At 48.6% G+C, this 20,563-nt stretch carries 17 protein-coding genes; 12 read left to right on the top strand and 5 right to left on the bottom strand.

Annotated features, from left to right (window positions below):
- The first annotated feature begins 12 nt into the window (after positions 1-12).
- The 6 genes from ACJJI3_RS18420 (at position 13) to ACJJI3_RS18395 (ending at position 5,385) form a co-directional block, all read left to right on the top strand.
- Complete coding sequence (locus tag ACJJI3_RS18420; RefSeq protein ID WP_444940507.1) at positions 13-1,089, top strand: sensor histidine kinase; 1,077 nt, start codon at positions 13-15, stop codon at positions 1,087-1,089.
- A complete protein-coding gene (locus tag ACJJI3_RS18415) occupies positions 1,086-1,868 on the top strand; it encodes a LytR/AlgR family response regulator transcription factor (protein ID WP_444940506.1) in 783 nt (260 codons plus the stop codon). The genes ACJJI3_RS18420 and ACJJI3_RS18415 overlap by 4 nt, the downstream gene beginning before the upstream one ends.
- Positions 1,869-2,006: 138 nt before the next feature.
- Positions 2,007-2,456: a cupin domain-containing protein gene (locus ACJJI3_RS18410; RefSeq protein WP_444940505.1), complete on the top strand. Its 450-nt coding sequence runs from the start codon at positions 2,007-2,009 to the stop codon at positions 2,454-2,456.
- Between the two features lie 147 nt (positions 2,457-2,603).
- Entirely contained in the window at positions 2,604-3,776 is a 1,173-nt protein-coding gene (locus tag ACJJI3_RS18405; protein WP_444940504.1) for an MBL fold metallo-hydrolase, read from the top strand.
- Between the two features lie 440 nt (positions 3,777-4,216).
- Complete coding sequence (locus ACJJI3_RS18400) at positions 4,217-4,948, top strand: DUF4386 domain-containing protein (RefSeq protein ID WP_444940503.1); 732 nt, start codon at positions 4,217-4,219, stop codon at positions 4,946-4,948.
- A complete protein-coding gene (locus ACJJI3_RS18395) occupies positions 4,945-5,385 on the top strand; it encodes a DUF6326 family protein (RefSeq protein ID WP_444940502.1) in 441 nt (146 codons plus the stop codon). The genes ACJJI3_RS18400 and ACJJI3_RS18395 overlap by 4 nt, the downstream gene beginning before the upstream one ends.
- Positions 5,386-5,587: 202 nt before the next feature.
- Here ACJJI3_RS18395 and ACJJI3_RS18390 read toward each other — a convergent pair whose 3' ends face one another.
- The 3 genes from ACJJI3_RS18390 to ACJJI3_RS18380 form a co-directional block, all read right to left on the bottom strand.
- Complete coding sequence (locus ACJJI3_RS18390; RefSeq protein WP_444940501.1) at positions 5,588-6,571, bottom strand: alpha/beta hydrolase; 984 nt, start codon at positions 6,569-6,571, stop codon at positions 5,588-5,590.
- Between the two features lie 115 nt (positions 6,572-6,686).
- Positions 6,687-7,751, bottom strand: coding sequence for a class II fructose-bisphosphate aldolase (fba, locus tag ACJJI3_RS18385; protein ID WP_444940500.1), 1,065 nt, complete (start codon positions 7,749-7,751; stop codon positions 6,687-6,689).
- 89 nt (positions 7,752-7,840) lie between these two features.
- Complete coding sequence (locus ACJJI3_RS18380; RefSeq protein ID WP_444940499.1) at positions 7,841-9,004, bottom strand: phosphoglycerate kinase; 1,164 nt, start codon at positions 9,002-9,004, stop codon at positions 7,841-7,843.
- A gap of 581 nt (positions 9,005-9,585) precedes the next feature.
- Between ACJJI3_RS18380 and ACJJI3_RS18375 the strand changes: the two genes are divergently transcribed.
- The 3 genes from ACJJI3_RS18375 (at position 9,586) to ACJJI3_RS18365 (ending at position 15,071) form a co-directional block, all read left to right on the top strand.
- On the top strand, positions 9,586-9,984 hold the full coding sequence (locus tag ACJJI3_RS18375) for a globin (protein ID WP_413663658.1): 399 nt from the start codon (positions 9,586-9,588) through the stop codon (positions 9,982-9,984).
- Positions 9,985-10,228: 244 nt separating this feature from the next.
- Positions 10,229-13,057 carry a M16 family metallopeptidase gene (locus tag ACJJI3_RS18370; RefSeq protein WP_444940498.1) on the top strand — a complete coding sequence of 943 codons (2,829 nt, stop codon included), beginning with the start codon at positions 10,229-10,231 and terminating at the stop codon, positions 13,055-13,057.
- Positions 13,058-13,568: 511 nt separating this feature from the next.
- On the top strand, positions 13,569-15,071 hold the full coding sequence (locus ACJJI3_RS18365; RefSeq protein WP_444915273.1) for a S8 family serine peptidase: 1,503 nt from the start codon (positions 13,569-13,571) through the stop codon (positions 15,069-15,071).
- A 127-nt stretch (positions 15,072-15,198) separates the two neighbouring features.
- On the opposite strand, the gene ACJJI3_RS18360 is transcribed toward ACJJI3_RS18365, so the two are convergent.
- A complete protein-coding gene (locus ACJJI3_RS18360) occupies positions 15,199-16,152 on the bottom strand; it encodes a LysR family transcriptional regulator (protein WP_444915272.1) in 954 nt (317 codons plus the stop codon).
- A gap of 201 nt (positions 16,153-16,353) precedes the next feature.
- On the opposite strand from ACJJI3_RS18360, the gene ACJJI3_RS18355 reads away from it, so the two are divergent.
- The 3 genes from ACJJI3_RS18355 to ACJJI3_RS18345 all read left to right on the top strand — a co-directional run bounded on the left by ACJJI3_RS18355 (position 16,354) and on the right by ACJJI3_RS18345 (position 18,034).
- Complete coding sequence (locus ACJJI3_RS18355; protein WP_444940497.1) at positions 16,354-16,647, top strand: putative quinol monooxygenase; 294 nt, start codon at positions 16,354-16,356, stop codon at positions 16,645-16,647.
- 315 nt (positions 16,648-16,962) lie between these two features.
- Entirely contained in the window at positions 16,963-17,193 is a 231-nt protein-coding gene (locus tag ACJJI3_RS18350; RefSeq protein ID WP_108734840.1) for a DUF350 domain-containing protein, read from the top strand.
- A gap of 4 nt (positions 17,194-17,197) precedes the next feature.
- Positions 17,198-18,034 (top strand): transglutaminase domain-containing protein, encoded by an 837-nt coding sequence (locus tag ACJJI3_RS18345; protein ID WP_282930871.1) that lies wholly within the window; start codon positions 17,198-17,200, stop codon positions 18,032-18,034.
- 51 nt (positions 18,035-18,085) lie between these two features.
- On the opposite strand, the gene ACJJI3_RS18340 is transcribed toward ACJJI3_RS18345, so the two are convergent.
- On the bottom strand, positions 18,086-20,479 hold the full coding sequence (locus tag ACJJI3_RS18340) for a zinc-dependent metalloprotease (protein ID WP_444940496.1): 2,394 nt from the start codon (positions 20,477-20,479) through the stop codon (positions 18,086-18,088).
- Positions 20,480-20,563 lie beyond the last annotated feature (84 nt).

Raw genomic sequence — 20,563 nt, 5'->3', positions numbered from 1 at the left:
AAGGCGGCCATCATGAATTACTCGCCGACAGCCAACCCACCTCAAGTGAGACTGCTACCCAGCAGGCAGCGGTCGCTGACTGTTTTGCTCGCTACTCTGCTTTGGACCCTGCTACTCAGCTTCGGCTGGAAAGGTACTTATACAGAGCTCCTACTGCAAACCAGCACAGCTGCCATATCAGCACTGGTTACTTTTTGCCTGTTCGAGCAATGGCCGCGCAACTTGCCTCAACGATTACCTCGCTGGGTAATACAGGTGGTGGGTGTGGCAATCTCTATTCCACTATCGCTGCTAATCCTGTCTCCTGCCTTGACAGAACCGGGGGCACTTCCACTTTGGCAGGACCACAGCCGACACTGGAGTTTTCTCCTGATAGCGGTGACCGGCATGTTATTCGGGCCCTGGCTCGCTATGTCTGCGCTGTTGCGCCAGCGGGATATTACTGTGCGAGAGCAGGCGCAACTTTTTGAACGGCAGCGGGGCGCCCTGGAGCACCAGGCGCTCAATGCGCGGCTGCGTTTATTGCAATCCCAGGCGGCCCCACACTTCTTATTTAATACACTCGCCAATGTACAAGAGCTGGTAGAATCTTCATCCCCTCAGGCACCCGCACTACTGAACAACCTGATTGCCTACCTGCGCGCCGCAGTACCGAAACTTGAGTCGGAGCAAAGTACCGTCGAGCAAGAGCTAACTCTGGTGCAGGCTTACCTGGGCCTGATGCAAATGCGTATGCCGGATCGCCTGGAATTTTCTATCAACGCTGGTGACGAGGTGCGAAGTCAGTCTTGCCTGCCCATGTCCCTGATGTCACTGGTTGAAAATGCCGTCCGCCATGGCATAGACCCCAGTGAGGAAGGGGGACGTATTGATATTGAAATAAAGCTGGAACAGGGCCTCTGTATTGCCACCGTCACCGATAGCGGTATCGGCATCCAGGACAATTCCAACAGTCTCGGGACAGGGTTGGCAACTTTGAGAGAGCGGCTACAACTGACCTATGGCGATAGTGCAGGCTTGCGTTTGATCGACCAACAGCCCACAGGTCTTTGTGCCGAATTGCTATTCCCCGCCGAGGAGCAAATATGAGTGCCACGCCCACCACCGCCCTAGTAGCTGACGACGAACCACTGCTGCGCCAGTCTTTGGTCCGCAAACTCAAAAGTGTTTGGCCGGAGATGAAGGTTGTTGCGGAGGCCCGCAATGGTCGTGAAGCCGTAGAACTATTTGAAGAAAAGCAGCCCGATATCTGTTTTCTGGATATCCATATGCCGGGTAAGTCCGGTATTGAGGCAGCCCAGAGTATCGGGCGTCGGGCCCATTTAGTTTTCGTTACCGCATACGACAACTACGCCGTGGAAGCTTTTAGCCAGGGTGCACTGGACTACCTGGTAAAACCGGTAGAGATTGAGCGGCTCGCCGATACCGCCGAGCGGCTTAGGGAAAGACTCAGCAGTTGCAAACCCGTCAATCATCAACAGGAGTTACTCGAGCAATTAGCGAGACAGCTTCAATCCAAGGGAGACAAACCATACCTCCGCTGGATTCGCGCTTCCATAGGCCAGCAATTGCGGATGATACCGGTAGAAAATGTGCACTATTTGCGTTCAGATGAGAAGTATACCCTGGTAGCCTGGAGCGAATCCGGCAACAACAATCTGGAGGCCTGTATTCGCACACCATTAAAGGAACTAACCCACCAACTTGATCCCGAACTCTTTGCCCAGGTTCATCGCTCTGTTGTCGTCAATTTAAAGGCCATCCGCCACGTAATAAGGGACGGAGATACCGCTCAAATTACCCTGCTAAATAGGGAGGAAACACTCCCCGTAAGCCGGCGTTACCTGCATCTATTCCGCCAAATGTAATCAGTTTGTTAGTAGGGGGCATTTGAAAGCCAATTTTTTCTCCGATGTTGGTCCGTAGAGATTTTCGCGAATTTATTGGACAGCATTAATTCTTGAACGAGAATTACATAAATCTCCATAAGATTGCCGGAAAGTTCAATGAGCCGCCACCTCCTTTTCCTTGCCATTCTGACACTTGCATTTATCTCGGAAAATATATTTGGCCAGGACAAAACCAACGACGTAAAGTTTGAAACACTAGTTTCCTCTACAAAGGACTGGGAAGGACATTCCCTACCAAAAATGAAACCGGGGCAACCGGAATTAACGATTGTTAGCGTTACTATTCCGGTGGGCGAACAGATGCCCGTACACAAGCATCCAGTGCTAAATGGTGTCTATGTAGCAGAGGGCACTTTAACCATTGTACTTCCAGGACAGAAGGAAACGCTTACTCTGGGGGCGGGTAAGGCATTTATCGAAGTTACCGATAAATGGCATTATGGGCGCAATGATGGTGATACTCCGGTAACTATTATTCTCTTTTACTCGGGCCTGGAAGGACAGCCAACCACCGTCTATAAAAATCCTGATGACAAACTAAGTTAATAGCAGCCTAAATCCTGATCCTTTACAAGGCCTGAGTCCACGTCATCTACAGACTTGACCAAAATTTTTAATCATCTTTTTGTACGTTTAAAAATGTCTGCATATCCTTGGTATATATTTTCCGTACTGACTGGAATCTATAAAACCATGCGACTGATCGTTGATATATTTGCCACTCTTGCCCTCGGGGTGTTTTTCGCGATTTCAAGCCTGGCCGAGCAGCCTGAATCTCTGAAGCGTTACCCACCTTATGTGGAAAATGATGGCAAAATGCACATCTACTTTTGTGGAACTGGCACGCCAGATCCGGCCTATCAATACTTGCGCCATCCCGCCTGTGTTGCTATTCGCAGCAGTGGGAAACTATTCCTCGTCGATGCCGGCGAAGGAGCTACAGCAAGAATTGGCCAGCTCGGCCTTAATCTCGCCCAGCTGGACCCCATTTTTATTACCCACTGGCACTCGGATCACTTTGGTGGTTTGGCCATGGTGATCAACGAGTCCTGGTTTGTTGGTGCCGACTCGCCTATTAATGTCTACGGACCCTACGGCATCCATCGCATTTTGGATGGAATTAACAAGAGTTTTGGGCCGGACATCCTTTTTCGATCGGCAAATAGGCAGGGAATTCTCGATCCAGTCCTAGCGGTCGCCACTCCCCACCTAGTGAATATTGCCGGGGATCAAAGCGAGGTCGTACAAGATGTGTGGCACCACAGGGATACTTATGTCTCTGTGTTTGCCGTACATCACGAACCGGTTTTTCCCGCATTTGGTTACGAGATACGTTTTGGCCCCTGTAAAGTCATCATTACTGGTGATACCCATGTTTTCGATGCGCTAGAGCCAATTGAACGGGATGCCGATCTACTGATTTCTGAGGCTCTCAGCTATGCCCAATACATCAGCAAGCTGAAGCAAACCGGGGATAACCGTCGCGCTCGTTTGCGATATGAGAAGGCAAATCAAATTATCCACTACCATTCCAATACTCTGGACATTGCCAAGATGGCAACCAAAGCGGGAGTAAAATCGATTGCCTTAACACACCTAATACCACCCCCCGTTACTGAAGCTGACAAGATCGGCTTTATTAAGGGAATGCGTAAATTCTATTCGGGCCCAATTCGGGTAATGGATGACCTGGATGAAATTGTGCTATCGGACAATGGACAGGGTACCTGTAAGGTTGAATACCCTACTAACAGAGTTCCCACAAGTGCAAAACAGACTTCGGAGAAAAGTGATAAACCCCGCAAGAAGCCAGCCTCCACACCGAGTCCCTCCGAATCCAAGAAAGCCAGTCAACAACCCGATTAACAGCAGGCTAAACAGTGTGAGCCGCATACAGTTGGCGGCTCAAAAATCTTCTGGATGGCCATACCATCCCAAATCACTTATCTCACTATTCCGCACTTCAAACCACGCTTTCCGCAGCCTATGCCTAGCTGGGTAGCGCACAACTCAATATTCCAATAGGTTTCTTTGCATACAGTGACTCTAAAGAGACCACCATGGCGTCAATAGCTAGTACCCCACACCCAATAATCGTAGTACCGCTAGAGATACAGAAGCTTTACCTCTATTCACAACAGAACAACACCATAAGCACGTCTTTGCTGACCATATTCTTCTTATGAAATTCTAGCTGATTACCGTGGTTGGAAGTTCACCGTAGCACCCTTTATATAGCTACAGCGACTAGGACCCAACCAACTTTTGGCTCTCTATCTGTCAATTTGATTTTACAAGGATATAAAATGACTCAAAAAGAATATGCCAGACTTTCTGGGCTTATTTATTTACTTGTTATATTGCTGGGAATATTTTCTTTAGTATACGTGCCTTCTCAAATTCCCACAGCGTGGGAAAATGCATCTTTAACAGCGCAAAATTTCCTGGAATATGAATTTCTATATAGAATAGGAATTTTAGGCGGGATACTTCTCTACATACTGTTTTCAATACTACCACTAGCTTTATATCGCACATTTGAATCTGTAAATAGAGAATGTGCGTTGTTAATGGTTATTTTTGTCCTCATCAGCATTCCATTTACTCTACTCAATATAGTTAACAAAGTTGATGCTCTCACACTTATTAGCGGAGCAGAATATCTCCTAACTTTTGAAAAAGAACAAATTTATACTCAGGTATTATTGTTATTAAAATCGTATAGTAACGGAATCCAAATCATCCAGGTACTCTGGGGATTATGGTTACTTCCTTTCGGATACCTGGTCTACAAATCAAACTTACTACCAAAAATACTGGGCATACTATTAATGGTAGGATGCCTTAGCTATTTAGTAAGATTCTGCGCAAATATACTTTTCCCTGAATATCAAATCCCCGCTTTTATTAGAGTACCCGCCTCTCTAGGGGAGATCGGAACCTGTCTATGGTTACTAATTATGGGCGTTAGAACCCCACCAACTATTACCGAATCAAATCAAAAGTTATCTACCAGTAAGATCGAGAAAATGTCATGAACGATAAAGACAACTTAAAGAGCACATCGACCAAGCTCACTGACAATCATATAGATGTTAAGATTAAAATAGCCGGGCTATGGGCTTCAGTAGTACTACTTTACATCTATGGGGATTTCTTTGGGCTATTTAAGACAGGAAAAATAGATAGAATAATTGAGGGGTTCGGGCCATTTGGAGCGGTCACACAAGAGTCACTACTTGCTGTATCAATCATCGTGTCACTCCCCTGCATTATGGTTGCCCTTACTTTATTACTTAATCCATCTGTCTCTCGCTGGATAAATATAGTTATATCCTCAGTTTTCATTATTTTCTTATTTGTAACATTTTTAATGTCCACCTGGTATTTCTACTTCTATCTGGGATTTATCGAGATTATTCTCAAATTAGCTATTATTTGGCTGGCTTGGCACTGGCCACATGAAGAGCATTAATAGAGTTTCTGACCAAAGGAGAAGGAAAGAACATATTGTACTTGGGCACCGCCGTATAAGGCATGGATGACGCCTTCGACCTTATAGTGGAAATTTACAGAGTGTTCATTTCTTCTAACTAAGTAGATTCGCTAAGGCTTTCCGAGTGAAAAGTGCAAGTTAAAACTCTGCGAGTTGAGCGATACAAGTTATCGCTCACAGCCTATTTGGTTAACCACTCATCCATCGCCGCTAATATTTGATGGCGATAAGGTTGGGTTTCGTTAATCATCTGGTGCCGAGCGCCGCGTATCAATACCCGGTGGCAATTGGGAAAACGATTCCGAACAGCATGAAGACCATAACGCCAATCAACGGTTTTATCATCCGTTCCCTGAACCAAAAGGATCGGGCGTGGGTTGCGTGCCGTGCGGGGAAATGTCTGCAACCAATCCACCATCGCCCTGAGCCAGCTCATAGAGATTGATTGAGATTGAAGGGGGTCCCTGAGTGCCTGACGTCGAGAAAACTCCACATCGTGGGTATTAATCGTAAAGGCCCGGCCGGGTTCGCGGATAAACAGACGGCCCACATAATATTTCCAGCGATTTAGCCAAGCCCAGTTTGACGGCCTTACCAAGGGAGCCAACAAAAAGACCTTATCCAGTGGCTGCCAGCGGCTGTATTGCAGATGGGCCAGTAGTGCAGCGCCACCGGTGCTCTGGCCCATTGCATGCCAAGGCCCGGGCAACTTATTTCGCGCAACTTCCAACAGTCCATCAAACGCCTGGCGGTATTGCAGGAAAGTATGGATAGCTACACGCTCACCACTGGATAAACCATGTCCGGGGAAATCAAAAATCACTACATTGAGGTCCCGCTCCAGGCCAAAGCGGATTGCCGGACCATAAATACCCGTATGATCAAAATAGCCATGGCAAATAAACAAGGTGCCCTTGGGATTCTCGACCATCCAATACTGTGAAACCAGTTCAAATCCGGCAACTTTAAAAGTGCCGACTCCGGTCTTATAGGCTCGGGGAAAATGCAAATCGTAAAAATTACGATAATCCCGCAGCTCTTTGCACAGAGGGGTTTCGTCAGCGCCAAAATCCAGTTCAGGCAACTTCTGACGCAATGCAGAGTAGTCCGGTCGCTTTATTACCGGGCTACTATCGTAGGTGCTGAGGTCTTGCAAAGTATCCATTAGTGCAATGGTACTGCATTTTGGCGGTAGGGGTAGTGATATCGTAGCGGGAAAGACAACCTGAAAAGAAAAAAGGTGGGCATAGAGCCCACCTCTTCGCAACAGTGGATGACCGTTACTTGATTTGCGGCTCCAGCTCACCAGCAGCGTAGCGTTCGCTCATAACATCGAGGCTAACAGGACGAATCTTGCTGGCATTACCAGCTGTGCCAAACGCCTCATAACGAGCGATACAGATTTCCTTCATCGCTTGCATAGCGGCTTTGTAGAACTTACGCGGGTCAAACTCAGATGAGTTCTGAGCCAGGAAGCGACGTGTGGCACCAGTCGAGGCCAAACGCAGGTCGGTATCGATATTGACCTTGCGTACACCGTACTTGATACCTTCACAGATCTGCTCAACAGGAACGCCGTAGGTTTCCGGGATCTCACCACCAAACTCATTGATTACAGCCAGCCACTCCTGGGGTACAGAAGAGGAACCGTGCATTACCAGGTGGGTGCCTGGAATACGAGCGTGAATCTCTTTGATACGGTCGATGGCCAGGATATCCCCTGTGGGCGGACGAGTAAACTTGTAAGCACCGTGGCTGGTACCACAGGCAATTGCCAGGGCATCCACCTTGGTTTTCTGTACGAAGTCAGCGGCCTCTTCCGGATCGGTCAGCAGCTGATCGTGGGACAACTTGCCCTCAGCGCCAACACCATCTTCCTCTCCCGCCATACCGGTTTCCAGGGAACCCAGGCAGCCCAGCTCACCTTCAACAGAAACACCACAGGCGTGGGCCATATCTACCGCGCGCTTAGTGACATCTACGTTGTACTCGTAAGAAGCCGGGGTCTTGCCGTCTTCCTCAAGGGAACCATCCATCATCACTGAGCTAAAGCCCAGTTGGATAGAGCGCTGGCAAACGGCGGGGCTGGTGCCGTGATCCTGGTGCATAACTACCGGGATCTCAGGGAACTCCTCAATAGCGGCAAGAATAAGGTGGCGCAGGAAGGGAGCGCCGGCGTACTTGCGGGCGCCCGCAGAGGCTTGAACGATTACTGGAGAATCGGTCTCTTTGGCCGCTTCCATAATCGCACGCATCTGCTCTAGATTGTTTACATTAAATGCAGGTACACCGTAGCCATGCTCTGCGGCATGGTCCAACATTTGGCGCAGGCTGATAAGAGCCATAATTAATTCCTTTCTCGTCTACTCGTAGTATTTGTATTTTTGCTTTTATGACCTGCCTGCAAATTGCGACAGGCCTTATTTTTCGTTATTTAGTCTTGTGCGCGGCTTTCCAGTATAGCGACCGCTGGAAGCTTCTTACCTTCAACATATTCAAGGAAGGCACCGCCACCCGTGGAGATATAGGAAACCATGTCGGCAATGCCATACTTATCCACAGCTGCCAGGGTGTCGCCGCCACCAGCTATAGAAAACGCTGCGCTCTCGGCAATGGCTTTAGAGAGGTGCTCGGTACCGCCACCAAACTGGTCAAATTCAAACACACCTACAGGACCATTCCAGATAATGGTTTTCGCACTGCTGAGAATTTCTTCCAGTTGCTCGGAGGATTTCGGACCGATATCAAAAATCATATCGTCTTCAACCACAGCATCGGCACTTTTGGTTTCTGCTGCAGCGGATTCACTGAATTCTTTACCTGTGACTACATCAGTTGGCACAGGGATATCACACTTCTGCATCAGGGCCTTGGCGGTATCTACCAGATCGTGCTCGCAAAGGGACTTGCCCACTGGCTTGCCGCTGGCTGCCAGGAAGGTATTGGCAATACCACCACCAACAATCAGCTGATCGACTTTGTCAGCCAGGCTTTCGAGTACCGTCAATTTTGTAGAAACTTTGGAACCACCAACAATAGCAACCAGCGGGCGCGCCGGTTCAGCCAGGGCTTTCTCCAATGCGTCCAGCTCAGCAGCCAACAGAGGGCCGGCGCAAGCAACCGGTGCAAATTTAGCCACACCATGGGTGGAAGCCTGGGCCCGGTGGGCAGTACCAAAGGCATCCATCACGAAGATATCGCACAACTGGGCATAGGCCTTTGCTAGAGACTCATCGTCCTTCTTTTCACCACTGTTGAAACGTACATTTTCCAGCAGGGCAACTTCCCCATCGGCCAGCTCAACGCCATCGCGCCACTCTTTGACCAGCGCCACATCACGGCCCAACAGCTCACCCAGGTGTGCGGCGACCGGGGCCAGGGAGAATTCTTCCGCGTACTCCCCCTCTGTAGGGCGCCCCAGATGGGACATCAACAGCACTTTAGCCCCGGCTTCGATGGCGGCTTTTATCGTCGGTAGTGCCGCGCGAATACGTGCATCGGAAGTTACACGACCGTCCTTAACCGGTACATTCAGGTCCTCACGGATAAGTAAGCGCTTACCAGCGAGATCGAGATCTGCCATCAGTTTGACCGCCATTAGCCAATCCTCTTCTACTTCGATTAACTGAAAAATGTGGGCGGCGATTATATCAACTGGAGCCTATTGATGCCGATATTAAAAACAGGGGAATACGTTGTTATATCAGCCAATCTACGCATGATTAGCGCACCTGATACTGTCTTAGGGGTCATCAAGCCAAAAGCGACCTTAGTTGATAGCTGTTCGCCCAGGAAGTTAGCGAGTAGTCACTTCAAGTAGAATTGACACCTAACGCCAACTAATGACAATGCTTTCAGGATCAATCCTCCAACCTCCAAAGGACTACCTAAGCCAGTTAAATAAATAAAAGGCCATGTAATTGCGATTCAAGTAGCAATCGACACCAGACAATGTAAATAAAGCCCTGTAGAACTCAGAGTATCAGCCGTGAATCAGCCATTCACACACAGAGAGTTACTAATTAATTACGCCAGATAACAAGCAGGCACAGCCAAATTGTACTTCCCGCTTCTAAATTCGATCGCTAGAATCGCCGCCCCCCTTCCAAATGCATATTAGTCACAGAGGCCACTTAAAAGTAAAACTGAGGGTGGCCAACATAAGAGGTAACCAAAACGATGCAACCAACGGATAGTGATATCGTTTTTCAAAGCTATGGACGCTGTTGCAATAAAGAACAGTTTTTTGTGGATTTTTATGATCGTTTTATGGGAAGTTCTACAGACATCCGTCAGCTCTTTGCCAATACAGATATGAAAGCCCAGCGCCATCTTTTGCGTAACGGCATTATGCAGCTGGTGCTTTATTCACGCGGCATGCCAGACACCAAGCTGCGCGCTTTGGGTAAAAGTCACGATCGCAACGGCTATAATATCCGCCCAGAATGGTATCGCCTCTGGCTCGACGCCCTACTCGCCACCATTAGGCAGCACGACGAGGAATATTCGCCAGAAGTTGACGCTGCCTGGAATCGAGCAATCCTTCCGGGTATTGAAATCATACGCCAAGCTTACTGAGTCGTACGCCCAAAAAAGTACAACTTAAATTTGCTAAGCCCCAAGCCAGCCATTTATTATCAGACTTTCTGGCAGTTTTTCTCTGCTTATATCAATGCAGGGTTTACTAATGCTGGTTTGGCGCTCCCAATCTAACTTAAAGAGAGTGCAAAGAAAATCACCTGATGCCAGTTTAGAACTATAAAAAATTAAAGCCATGGAACGATAATTCTCTCCTGAAGGAAAAAGGGACAAGGAAACCATTATGAAAACAGTACGGAAGTACAGCATTCCATTAGCGCTCGCTATAGCGCTCTCAGCTTGCAGTGACGCTCCCCAAAATAATAAAAACCCCGAGGCCAAGAAAGATCTGTTTGCCTCCGAGAATTTAGAAAATAAGTTTGAGTCCCTAAAAATAGGTTATGAGAAATTTACTCTGCCCAATGGCCTGCGTGTAATCGTCCATGAGGATCGCAAGGCTCCTATTGTTTCCGTGGGCGTTTGGTACCACGTTGGCTCAAAAGATGAAAAGCCTGGAAGAACAGGGTTTGCGCATTTGTTTGAGCACCTGATGTTCAATGGTTCAGAAAACTATAATGACGAGTTTTTTAAACCGTTTGAACTAGCTGGTGCAACTGGTATGAATGGTACCACCTGGCTGGATCGTACAAATTACTTCGAAACAGTACCCACCAACGCCTTAGACATGGCTCTATGGATGGAGTCTGACCGAATGGGTCATCTATTGGGCGCAATTACTCAGGAAAAACTCGATGAGCAACGTGGCGTTGTGCAGAATGAGAAGCGCCAGGGCCAGAACCAGCCCTATGGGAAAGTATGGGAGCGGATGCAGAAAGCAATTTATCCAGCTGGGCATCCCTACTCCTGGACCACCATCGGCTCAATGGAAGACCTGAATGCAGCTTCTCTTGAAGATGTTCACGAGTGGTTTAAACAGTATTACGGCGCAGCTAATACCGTACTAGTACTTGCCGGTGATATTGATGTAGAAACAGCAAAAGAAAAAGCAGCCCATTTTTTTGGCGACATTCCCTCCGGCCCTCCTCTTATCAAGAAAAAAGCGTGGATTGCCAAGCGAGATCAGTCCAGCCGTGAGCAGATGTTTGATCAAGTTGCTCAATCGCGTCTTTATAAAGTCTGGAATACCCCTAATCTAGCTCACGACGATGCTGGAGCTATTGCTTTGGCAGCAGCAGTTTTGGGGGATGGAAAAAACTCCCGGCTCTACCAGCGCCTCGTATACGAAGATCAAATCGCTACCAAAGTTAATATTGGGCTGCATGAATTTGAATTGTCTTCCATCTTCCCTATTGTTGCCGATGTAAAGCCCGGGGTTGAACTCGCAACAGTAGAGGCCGCCATTGAGGAAGAACTACAACGTTTTCTCAAGGAAGGGCCAAGCAAAGAGGAACTTGCAAGGGTTAATATGAGTCACTATGCATCCCAAGCACGCAACCTCGAGCAGGTAGGTGGCTGGGGCGGTAAGGGCGTAATTTTGGCTCGGGGTGAACTCTACCTCGACAATCCCAACGCTTACCTGGAAGCGTTAACCAAAATGCAAAACACCAGCCCTCAAAAGGTAAAAGAAGCCGCAGTAAAATGGCTTTCCAGTGGTGATTATAATCTGGAAGTACACCCTTTCCCCAAATACACTACTTCCGAGACTGGTGCAGATAGGTCTAAATTACCCGATACCGGTGAATTCCCCAGCATCCCATTTCCAGAATTACAGACCACGAAACTCTCTAACGGTCTAAAAGTGATACTTGCCCAACGCGACTCTGCGCCAGTAGTCGATATTCGCCTTATGTTTGATGCCGGTTACGCTGCAGACCAGGGTGCTAAATTGGGAACCTCTAGCTATGCCATGTCCATGCTAAAGGAAGGGACTACAAAATTAAGCGCCTTAGAGATTGATGCCAAAGCAGAAATGTTAGGGGCCAGAATCTCGGCTGGTTCGAACATTGATACTTCTTCTGTACGGCTCAACGCATTAAAAAACAATCTCGATAGCTCCATATCCTTGTTTGCCGATATCGTAATGCATCCAGCCTATTCCGATGAAGAGATTGAGCGGAAACGTGCTCGGTGGATAGCAGGAATCCAGCAGGAAAAAACCCAGCCGGTAAACATGGCTTTGCGGAATCTGCCACCTCTTTTATATGGTGAAGGACATGCTTATGCAGTTCCTCTCACCGGTTCGGGAACAGAAAGCTCTATCAGCTCCCTGAACCGTGAAGATCTGGTAAATTACCACAAAACCTGGATGCGCCCCGATAATGCCACTCTGGTTGCAGTCGGAGATATCAGCATGGGTGATCTGACAAAAAAATTAGAGCAGCACTTTGCGGATTGGAAAGCACCCGAAGAGCCGTTACCTACAAAGAATCTACAACAGGTTGCGCACCCAGAAAAAACCAGAATTTATCTAATTGATAAACCGGGGGCTGAACAGAGCATAATTATTGGCGGTCTCCTGGCTCCGTCGGAAACGGTGCCACAGCGAGAAGCCTTACATATGATGAATGATATATTTGGAGGCACTTTTACCGCACGAATTAATATGAATTTGCGGGAGGATAAGCACTGGGCTTATGGAGCCTATTCATTTATGACTGGGGCCAAAGGACAGCAACCGCTCTTAGTCTATGCACCAGTTCAAACGGACAAGACCAGTGAATCTTTAAAAGAGCTTTATAAAGAACTCCAAGCCTATGTCGGCGATTCTCCAGCAAAAGAAGACGAGCTGCAGAAAATTAAAGACAAGCGAATCAATGAGTTGCCCGGCCGTTTTGAAACAGTTCGAGCTGTATCAGGAGCTATTTCTGGAATGGTTACCTACGATCGACCTTTGAATTATATGGAAGGTTATGCAAATGAAGTTCGCAATGTCGATCTACCTTCGATCCATTCACTTGCTCGAGATACTTTAAAGGTTGATCAATTTACCTGGATTATCGTTGGAGACAAAACCAAGATAAAAGATAAAATTGGTAAACTTGGTATAGGATCAGTTACCGAGCTCAAAGTAGATAAGGATTTACCTGGCGAAACTTCGACCGAAGAGGGATAAAAGCTAGCGATAGCGGCCAGCCTGTACTCTCATGCATGACTGGCCGCCTTCTATCGTTCCAAACGGATGGATACCAATGAAAAATAGAAACACACCTTAATGCTACCCACCTAGTCAATAATAATTGACATGCTGCATTCAAACTAGAATTCTTTGCTCCAACTCACAATTTCCATCATTAGGTATCAAGATGATACTCAGAGTTTCAACGTTAAAACCCTAATAGTTCCCCCAGAAATAGAAACAACCTAAAAACCTAGCAAACAAAAAATAAAAGCTGCGACCACATATAAAAAAATTAAAAACATCCTTAAAAAGATATAAATAAAACAAAATATAAACTCAATAAGAAAACAAAAACAACAGCAGTTAAAAAATAATTATTCATACGACAAGAAAAGCCTGATAAATTCCCCTCTTCGACGCTCAAGTAAATATCAACAACCAAAAAACTTGAAATTAGAACGTCGACAAAAGCAACAATAAACATAGAAATCTTCAGGAGCATCCAATGAATAAATCCTTGTCTGTATTTGCAGCCAGCATTTTAGCGCTCGCCGTGACCGGCAACGCCACTGCTGAGGACAAGCGTTATATCGTGACTTTCAAGCAGGGAAAAGGCGAATCCGTTAAGTCTTTTATGAAGAAGAGAGGCGGAAGACAGGCTATTGAAATACGCCGCCAGAATGCGATGGCAGCACATATGTCTGCAACAACCCTAAAAGAAATGCGCTCGAACCCGGATGTTGCTTTTATTGAAGAAGACGTTAAGCGGTATCCGATGTCCCAGGAAACCCCCTACGGGATCACCATGGTGCAGGCAGATCAACTAGGTGATACTCAGGCCGGCAACCGCACAGTCTGTATTATTGATTCCGGCTACGATCTGGTTCACGAAGATTTGTCCGGAAACGCCGTCACTGGTACCAGTGACCCAAGCGGCGCAGGTAACTGGTATGAAGATCAAAGCGGTCACGGCACCCATGTAGCCGGCACTATCGCTGCGATGAATAATGGTACCGGTGTCGTTGGCGTGATGCCCAGCAGTAATATTAACCTGCATATTGTAAAAGTGTTTGATGGCGACGGCTGGGCCTACTCCTCCTCCCTAATGGCAGCCGCAGAGGTTTGTGCCGACAATGGTGCCAACATCATCAATATGAGTCTGGGCGGTGAAAGTGCCAACTTCCTCGAAAGACGAACCTTTAACAATCTAAATCGCCAGGGAATCCTGTCCATCGCGGCAGCCGGAAACGACGGTAACACTGCGCACTCCTACCCAGCCTCATACTCCTCTGTTGTATCCGTCGGTGCTATCGATAGCGATAAAGCTATCTGGTCCTCCTCTCAGCAGACTGACCAGGTAGAACTTTCCGCCCCCGGAGTACAGGTTCTATCTTCTGTTCCCACCGACACTGGCAGAATCTCTAGCTTAACCGTCGGCAGTGTTGACATCGAATCAGCCCCAATATCAGGCACCCCAGCTGGTGCAATCACCGGTTCAATGGAAGACTGTGGTACGGCTGAATCCGCTTGCACCAGTGCGGCAGGTAAGATTTGCCTGATTGCGCGAGGCAATATCAGCTTTGCGGAGAAAGTTTTAAATTGTGAGTCCGGTGGTGGTATCGGAGCGATTATTTACAACAATGAAGAGGGATTACTCTCCAGCGCAACCCTGAGCGATACTGTAACCACTATTCCCTCGGTTGGTATTTCTGACACTGATGGTGCAACTCTACTCACGCAGCTGAGTGCCAGCGTAGATTTGGAAAATGAGGCTACAAGCTACGAATATTTCAATGGCACTTCCATGGCTACCCCACACGTTGCCGGTGTTGCCGCATTGGTATGGAGCCACTTCCCCAACTGTAGCAATACGGAGATCCGCAACGCCCTTACAGCCACAGCGGAAGATCTCGGTGATGCGGGAAGAGATAATGCTTACGGCTACGGCCTCGTCCAGGCAAAAGCAGCCTATGACTACCTGGATACCTACGGCTGCTCCGGCTCCTGATCCCATTCGGATTAACTAGGGCTTAAATAAGAAAGGGGAGCAAAGCTCCCCTTTCCTTTGCCAGAACCGAGAAAAACCTGTTGAGAGTTTTTATAGATAGCCACAGGGTTAAGAAACTATTTGGGACTCAAGATATATCCACCCCCGTACTGAAATCGCTCTCAGAGAGTAATCCCTCAGCGAGCAGCTGCTTTAAAACCCCCGAACACCGTTCTCTCAAAGTGTCGCGCACTAATCGTACCGTCGGTGTTATTGACTGCCTCCCCGGAGATACCAACCATAGCTCCGTCGCCTTGGGTTTATAGTCTCGCATGGTGGCCACTACCTGACCGGAAAGTAAATCCGCAGACATATCCAGACATGACTTAATGGCAAGTCCATAGCCAGAGGTACACCAACGTCGCACCAGGTCACCGTCATTTGACGACCTGTTCCCAGACATACGTATCTTGTATATCTCTTCGCCCCGAAAAAATTCCCAATTATTGTGCACAATCTCGTGAAGCTGATAAAAAAGGCCATTATGTGCGGAGAGATCCTCCGGTGTTTTCGGGGAACCCTTTTCCTGTAAGTAGGCCGGGGTTGCACACAATAAACGGGGCACGTCACAAATCTTAAAACCATACAGGTTGGCATCCGCTGGGGGGCCGTAGCGCAACGCGATATCCACAGGATCCCGGTAAAAGTCTACTTGGCTATCACTGATATTCACTCTTAGACTCAGCCCCGGGTGCTCCTGCAACAATTGATCTAACCAAGGAGTTACGAGGTTCCTTCCCAGGTCCGAGGATGCACCTATGCGAAGCTCGCCATCTATCTGACCGCTGTCTTCCTTGAGATTTTGCCGGGCGAGGTCCAAAGTCAGGAGGGCCTCCTCACATTTGGGAATAAACCTTTCCCCAGCACTGGATAGCCGCAATTGCCGCGTAGTGCGAATAAACAAGTCCGCTCCCAGCGCGCTCTCCACACGCTTGATCGCTGCGCTGGCAGTTGCAGTGCGTAAGTCGAGACTGGCGGCGGCTGCAGTGATACTGCGAAACTCGGCCACTTTAATAATGACCCTCAAGTCTTCAAGCTGCATATTTTCAATATATTTTTGATAAAGATTCAAAGATTATAGTGTTTCTAGCGATGCAATCTAGATCTAGAATGACTTCATCAGCTCGACACCCCAGTCCTTACCCAGGAGACAGCTAAGCTGTTCACTAGGTCTCCTCTGAAAGGATCAAGGAAAAGAGTACAAACCTTAATCCAACACATATTGAAACAAAGAGGTGTTCACATGAGCAGGCTCACTATCGTTGCCAACATTAAAGCCAAGGCCGAAAAAATTGACCTGGTGAAATCTGAATTGTTAAAACTCATTAATACAACACGAGCAGAAGCTGGTTGCATTAATTACAACCTTCATCAGGACAATGACAATCCTGCACACTTCCTGTTTTATGAAAATTGGGAAACTCGCGATCTGTGGCAAACCCACATGAACAATAAGCACCTGGAAGACTATATGAAGGCAACCGAGGGCGCCGTTGAAGAGTTTGTATTGAATGAAATGACCGAGATTGATAACTAATCAAACTCAGTGTTATCCAGGTTCCCGCCTGGATAACACCGAGCTAATAAATACACTTCTTCAAAAGGCTTTCCCGGTAAATTAAGCGTAAAAGCCCTTCGACGGAGCAACTCTTCGTCTAGAGCTATTCCCCAATAGCAACCCAGCCAAATAAAATACTAATCAACAAGTCCGGATTGCCAATTAAGGTTGATAATCACCTGTAAATTAAGCTGTCGGTTTATCTGGGTCGGTCATCCTTTGCACTCAATCAGGCCCTATGCTTAAATTATTCCATTAACAGTCACTAATAAACATAATTAGCCTGAAGGATTTATGGAACTGGAATTTTTAACGGCAACCCTGTTTAACCTGGGAATTAACCTGATTTATACGCTGCTAGCGTTATTTATTGGTATCACCGCACTGATTACCATTGATAAGAAACTGCTTCGCTCTGTAGATATCGAAGGCGAGCTAAAAAATGGCAATATCGCCGTATCTATATTTGCATCAACCATATTGATATTTGTTGCCATCATTATTTCCTTTGGCCTCAAGGGATAGCACTATGCGCAAGTGGCTGGCTATCACACTGATACTTTCCCTCGCACTGATCACTCCTGAACTTGTACGGCGAGCTAATACACAGGAGCCGCCAACTAAAAGCACACCGGAAATCCCCCTTTCCGATAATTTACGGAGCTTTGGTAGCAGCGGCAGTCAGTTAGCCAGTATTGTGGACTCACAACAAGGAGTAGTGCGAGTGGTGGGTACCCGCTATCCTCTGGAAGAAAAAACCATCCAGAAAGTAGTCGACAAACGCTCACTGGAAGAGAGCGCTCATGTCTCAGTGTGGAACTGGCAGGGAATTGAGGCGGCGACAGCGTCCGCCCGGGGACTGGACCAGCAACACCACTTTGCCAACAGCTACCTGGTGGGGTTCAAGCCCTTTAAGACTCAACAGCTTTGGGTGCCTCTTTATACACTGGCTATGAATAAAGAGTACCAATACGATCACCTGCAATACGCCGGTTTGTCAGACATTTGGCAAACATCCCGGCAGGCCTATTACCAAAAGCGGGGTGACTGTGAAGACCACGCTATTTTACTGGCAGATTGGCTGATCGAATTGGGAGTTGATGCGCGGGTGGCACTCGGAACCCATAAAGGTCAGGGTCACGCCTGGGTAGTGGCCATCTTGAACGATCAAGAGTACCTGCTGGAGGCAACCAGCAAACGCCGCCAGACCAGCTGGCAAGCCATGCCCCTGGCAGCGCTGGCGGAGGGTTACGATGCGGAATTTCAGTTTAACCGCCACTTTTTCTGGGCGAAGAAAAACCCAACCCCCACTCGACAGTACCGAGGAAATCACTGGGTAAAGAAGTCCCAGTTTATTCGCGGTTAATGCCCAAAGGGGGTGAGCGTTTACAGCCCACCCCCTTTTATCCGTTTCAGATCAGATCGGAGATCCTGGCGGCAACGCTTTAACCGCACCAGGTTTTACTTCCAGCTTGCCCTGCTTAAAGGCATCGATGCGCTGTGCCTCATAGTAATAGTGCGCACTATAGCCCTCAGGATCATCGCCAAACAGCCGCATAGAACCAATTTCCTGAAGAAGTTTTGCCAGCTCCAAATGCGCTTTGGCCCGCACTGATTCGTCTGCCTTTGCATTACTGGCCAGTAACATCAACTGCTCGATATAGGCATGATTAACCCGCTGGTGCACACTCGCCTGCAGACCGGTATAACCCTCACCCTGCAGAGCCAGTGCGCTCAAGCGCTGCAATAGGCTAGCAAACCCCGGTACCTCACTGCTGCGGGCACTCTGTTGATTCATTCGCGCCGCGCGCTGCGGGTCCATCAGGATTGATAGCGTATGCCCAGCAGCCGCTTCCGCCAGAGCCACCCCATCAAAAGCTACTCCCGTATATGAGGGGAAGCTCTCGATAGTACGTTCGTAGCCATAGGACTTGGGCGGAATCAGCTGCAAGACCTGCTCCGGCAAGGTGAGAAACTGCGGCGAAAGTGTATCCAGCAGTGCATCAATTGCCCGCTGTTGTCGCTCTGCGGGCACCAGGGTATAGCTATTTTGATCGGTACCGTTGTAGACATAGTCATAGTCCAAGCCACCAATCAATTTGCCCACAGCCTCCGCCTGGTAGCGATGACCGTAGTACACAGGCACCAGGGTCTCTTCCAGGTCAGAGCGGGGCGCGGATAACGGCGCTGCCGCCGCAGAGAAGTTATCCAGGGCATGACGCCTCAAGTCGACCATCCGCTGGAATTCCATCAATGGGTCGGTGCCGTTGTCCCAAAGATGTGAGACTGCGTGAGCATTATTGATGGTGCGGGAGTCCGGGTCTGAAATAAAGCGCAGCTCTTGTTCCCTGGCCTCAGCGATAACACTGTCGAGATAACTTTTTTCATCATCGCTCTCGCCATAGCCGTAGCGAACCGCCAACTTATCCCAACTGCCGATGCCAGTGGCGTAGGCATCTGTCAGGTCCAACTTACCTCCCAGCAGAGAGACCAGCGGAGCCGGGTAATCCATTACTGAAGCGCGCTCTTCGCTACTGGCAGCAAAGTTATGCGCCAGCCCCAGGGTGTGGCCTACTTCGTGAGCGGATAGCTGACGGATACGGGCCAGGGCCATATTCTTTAGCTGCTCAGTACTGACGGTGTCGCCGCGGTAGGGCTGTACAAGCCCTTGAGCAATCAGAAAGTCCTGGCGAACACGCAGGGACCCCAAGGTAACATTGCCTTTTAGAATTTCGCCGGTGCGGGGATCGTAAACCGAATAACCGTAGGACCAACCGCGAGTGGAGCGGTGTACCCAATTAATCACGTTATAGCGAACATCCAAAGGATCGACGCCCTCCGGCAGAATCTCTACGCGAAACGCATTTTTAAATCCTGCTGCAGCGAATGCCTGGTCCCACCAGCTCGCCCCTTCGATCAGGGCGCTGCGCACCGGCTCAGGCACTCCAGAATCTACGTAGTAAACAATCGGCTCCACAACCTCATCGCTACCCGCCTTCTTCTCCAGTCGATGACGGTAGATATAACGCTGGTCCAGAGGCTCTTCAATCGCTGTAGCGTAATCTCGATAAGCGAACGGGAAGTAGCCGCTGCGGCTGTGAAAACGGCGGGGCTCATAGTCGTTATCTGGCAATTCAATCAGGGAGATATGCTGGCGCAGGGACACCAATGTAGGGGTCGGAACCACTTCGCGCAGATAGTTTCCCGGAGCTGATCCAGCAAAAGTTAACTGGGCCTCAAACTCACTGTTCTTGGGAAAGTTTTTTGTGCGGGGCAGATAAACTGCTGACTTGCTCTTATCCACACTGTAACTGCCCTGCTCTGCGCCCTTGAGACGTGTAGCAATGCCGTGCTGATCGCTCAGCAGGAAAGGCGTAAAGTCCACCAGTATTGCCTTATCGCTCTGAGCAAGCACCTTGAAGCCCCAGAGTACGGACGAAGCGAAAGCTTCCTCAACCGCGCGGCGCTCAGCCGCATTTGCTGATTGGGCACGGTATTTCAGATTCACCTGATGCAGTAATACCTTATTACCCGAATGCTGGAACTTCACCAAGCGGCTCTCACCCACTTGGTTCCGATCCAGGCCCACCGGGTTTGAACCCAGTCCCTGGGCCAGCCCGGTGAGCAAGAGTAACTCGCGCTCAAACTCATCGATCTCCAGCAACACCCGGCCGTTAGCCTCGTCCCAGTAAAAGTCGTGGAAGCCGCTGTGCCTATGCATGCCTGCGGTGTACTCCGCGATGCTCCCGGCCTGTGCCATTGTGCTGACTATCAAGAAGCACAGTGCGGCAATGTGCCTGCTTATGGACATTGAATACCCTCAATTTATTAAGTGTTATGGGCTAAAAATACAGAATACCCGCTGGAACATCCACGCTTGGCCATCACTCCCTGG

Source organism: Microbulbifer maximicatervae (SeqCode), assembly GCF_052466985.1.
This window is presented reverse-complemented; position numbering and strand designations above follow the sequence as displayed.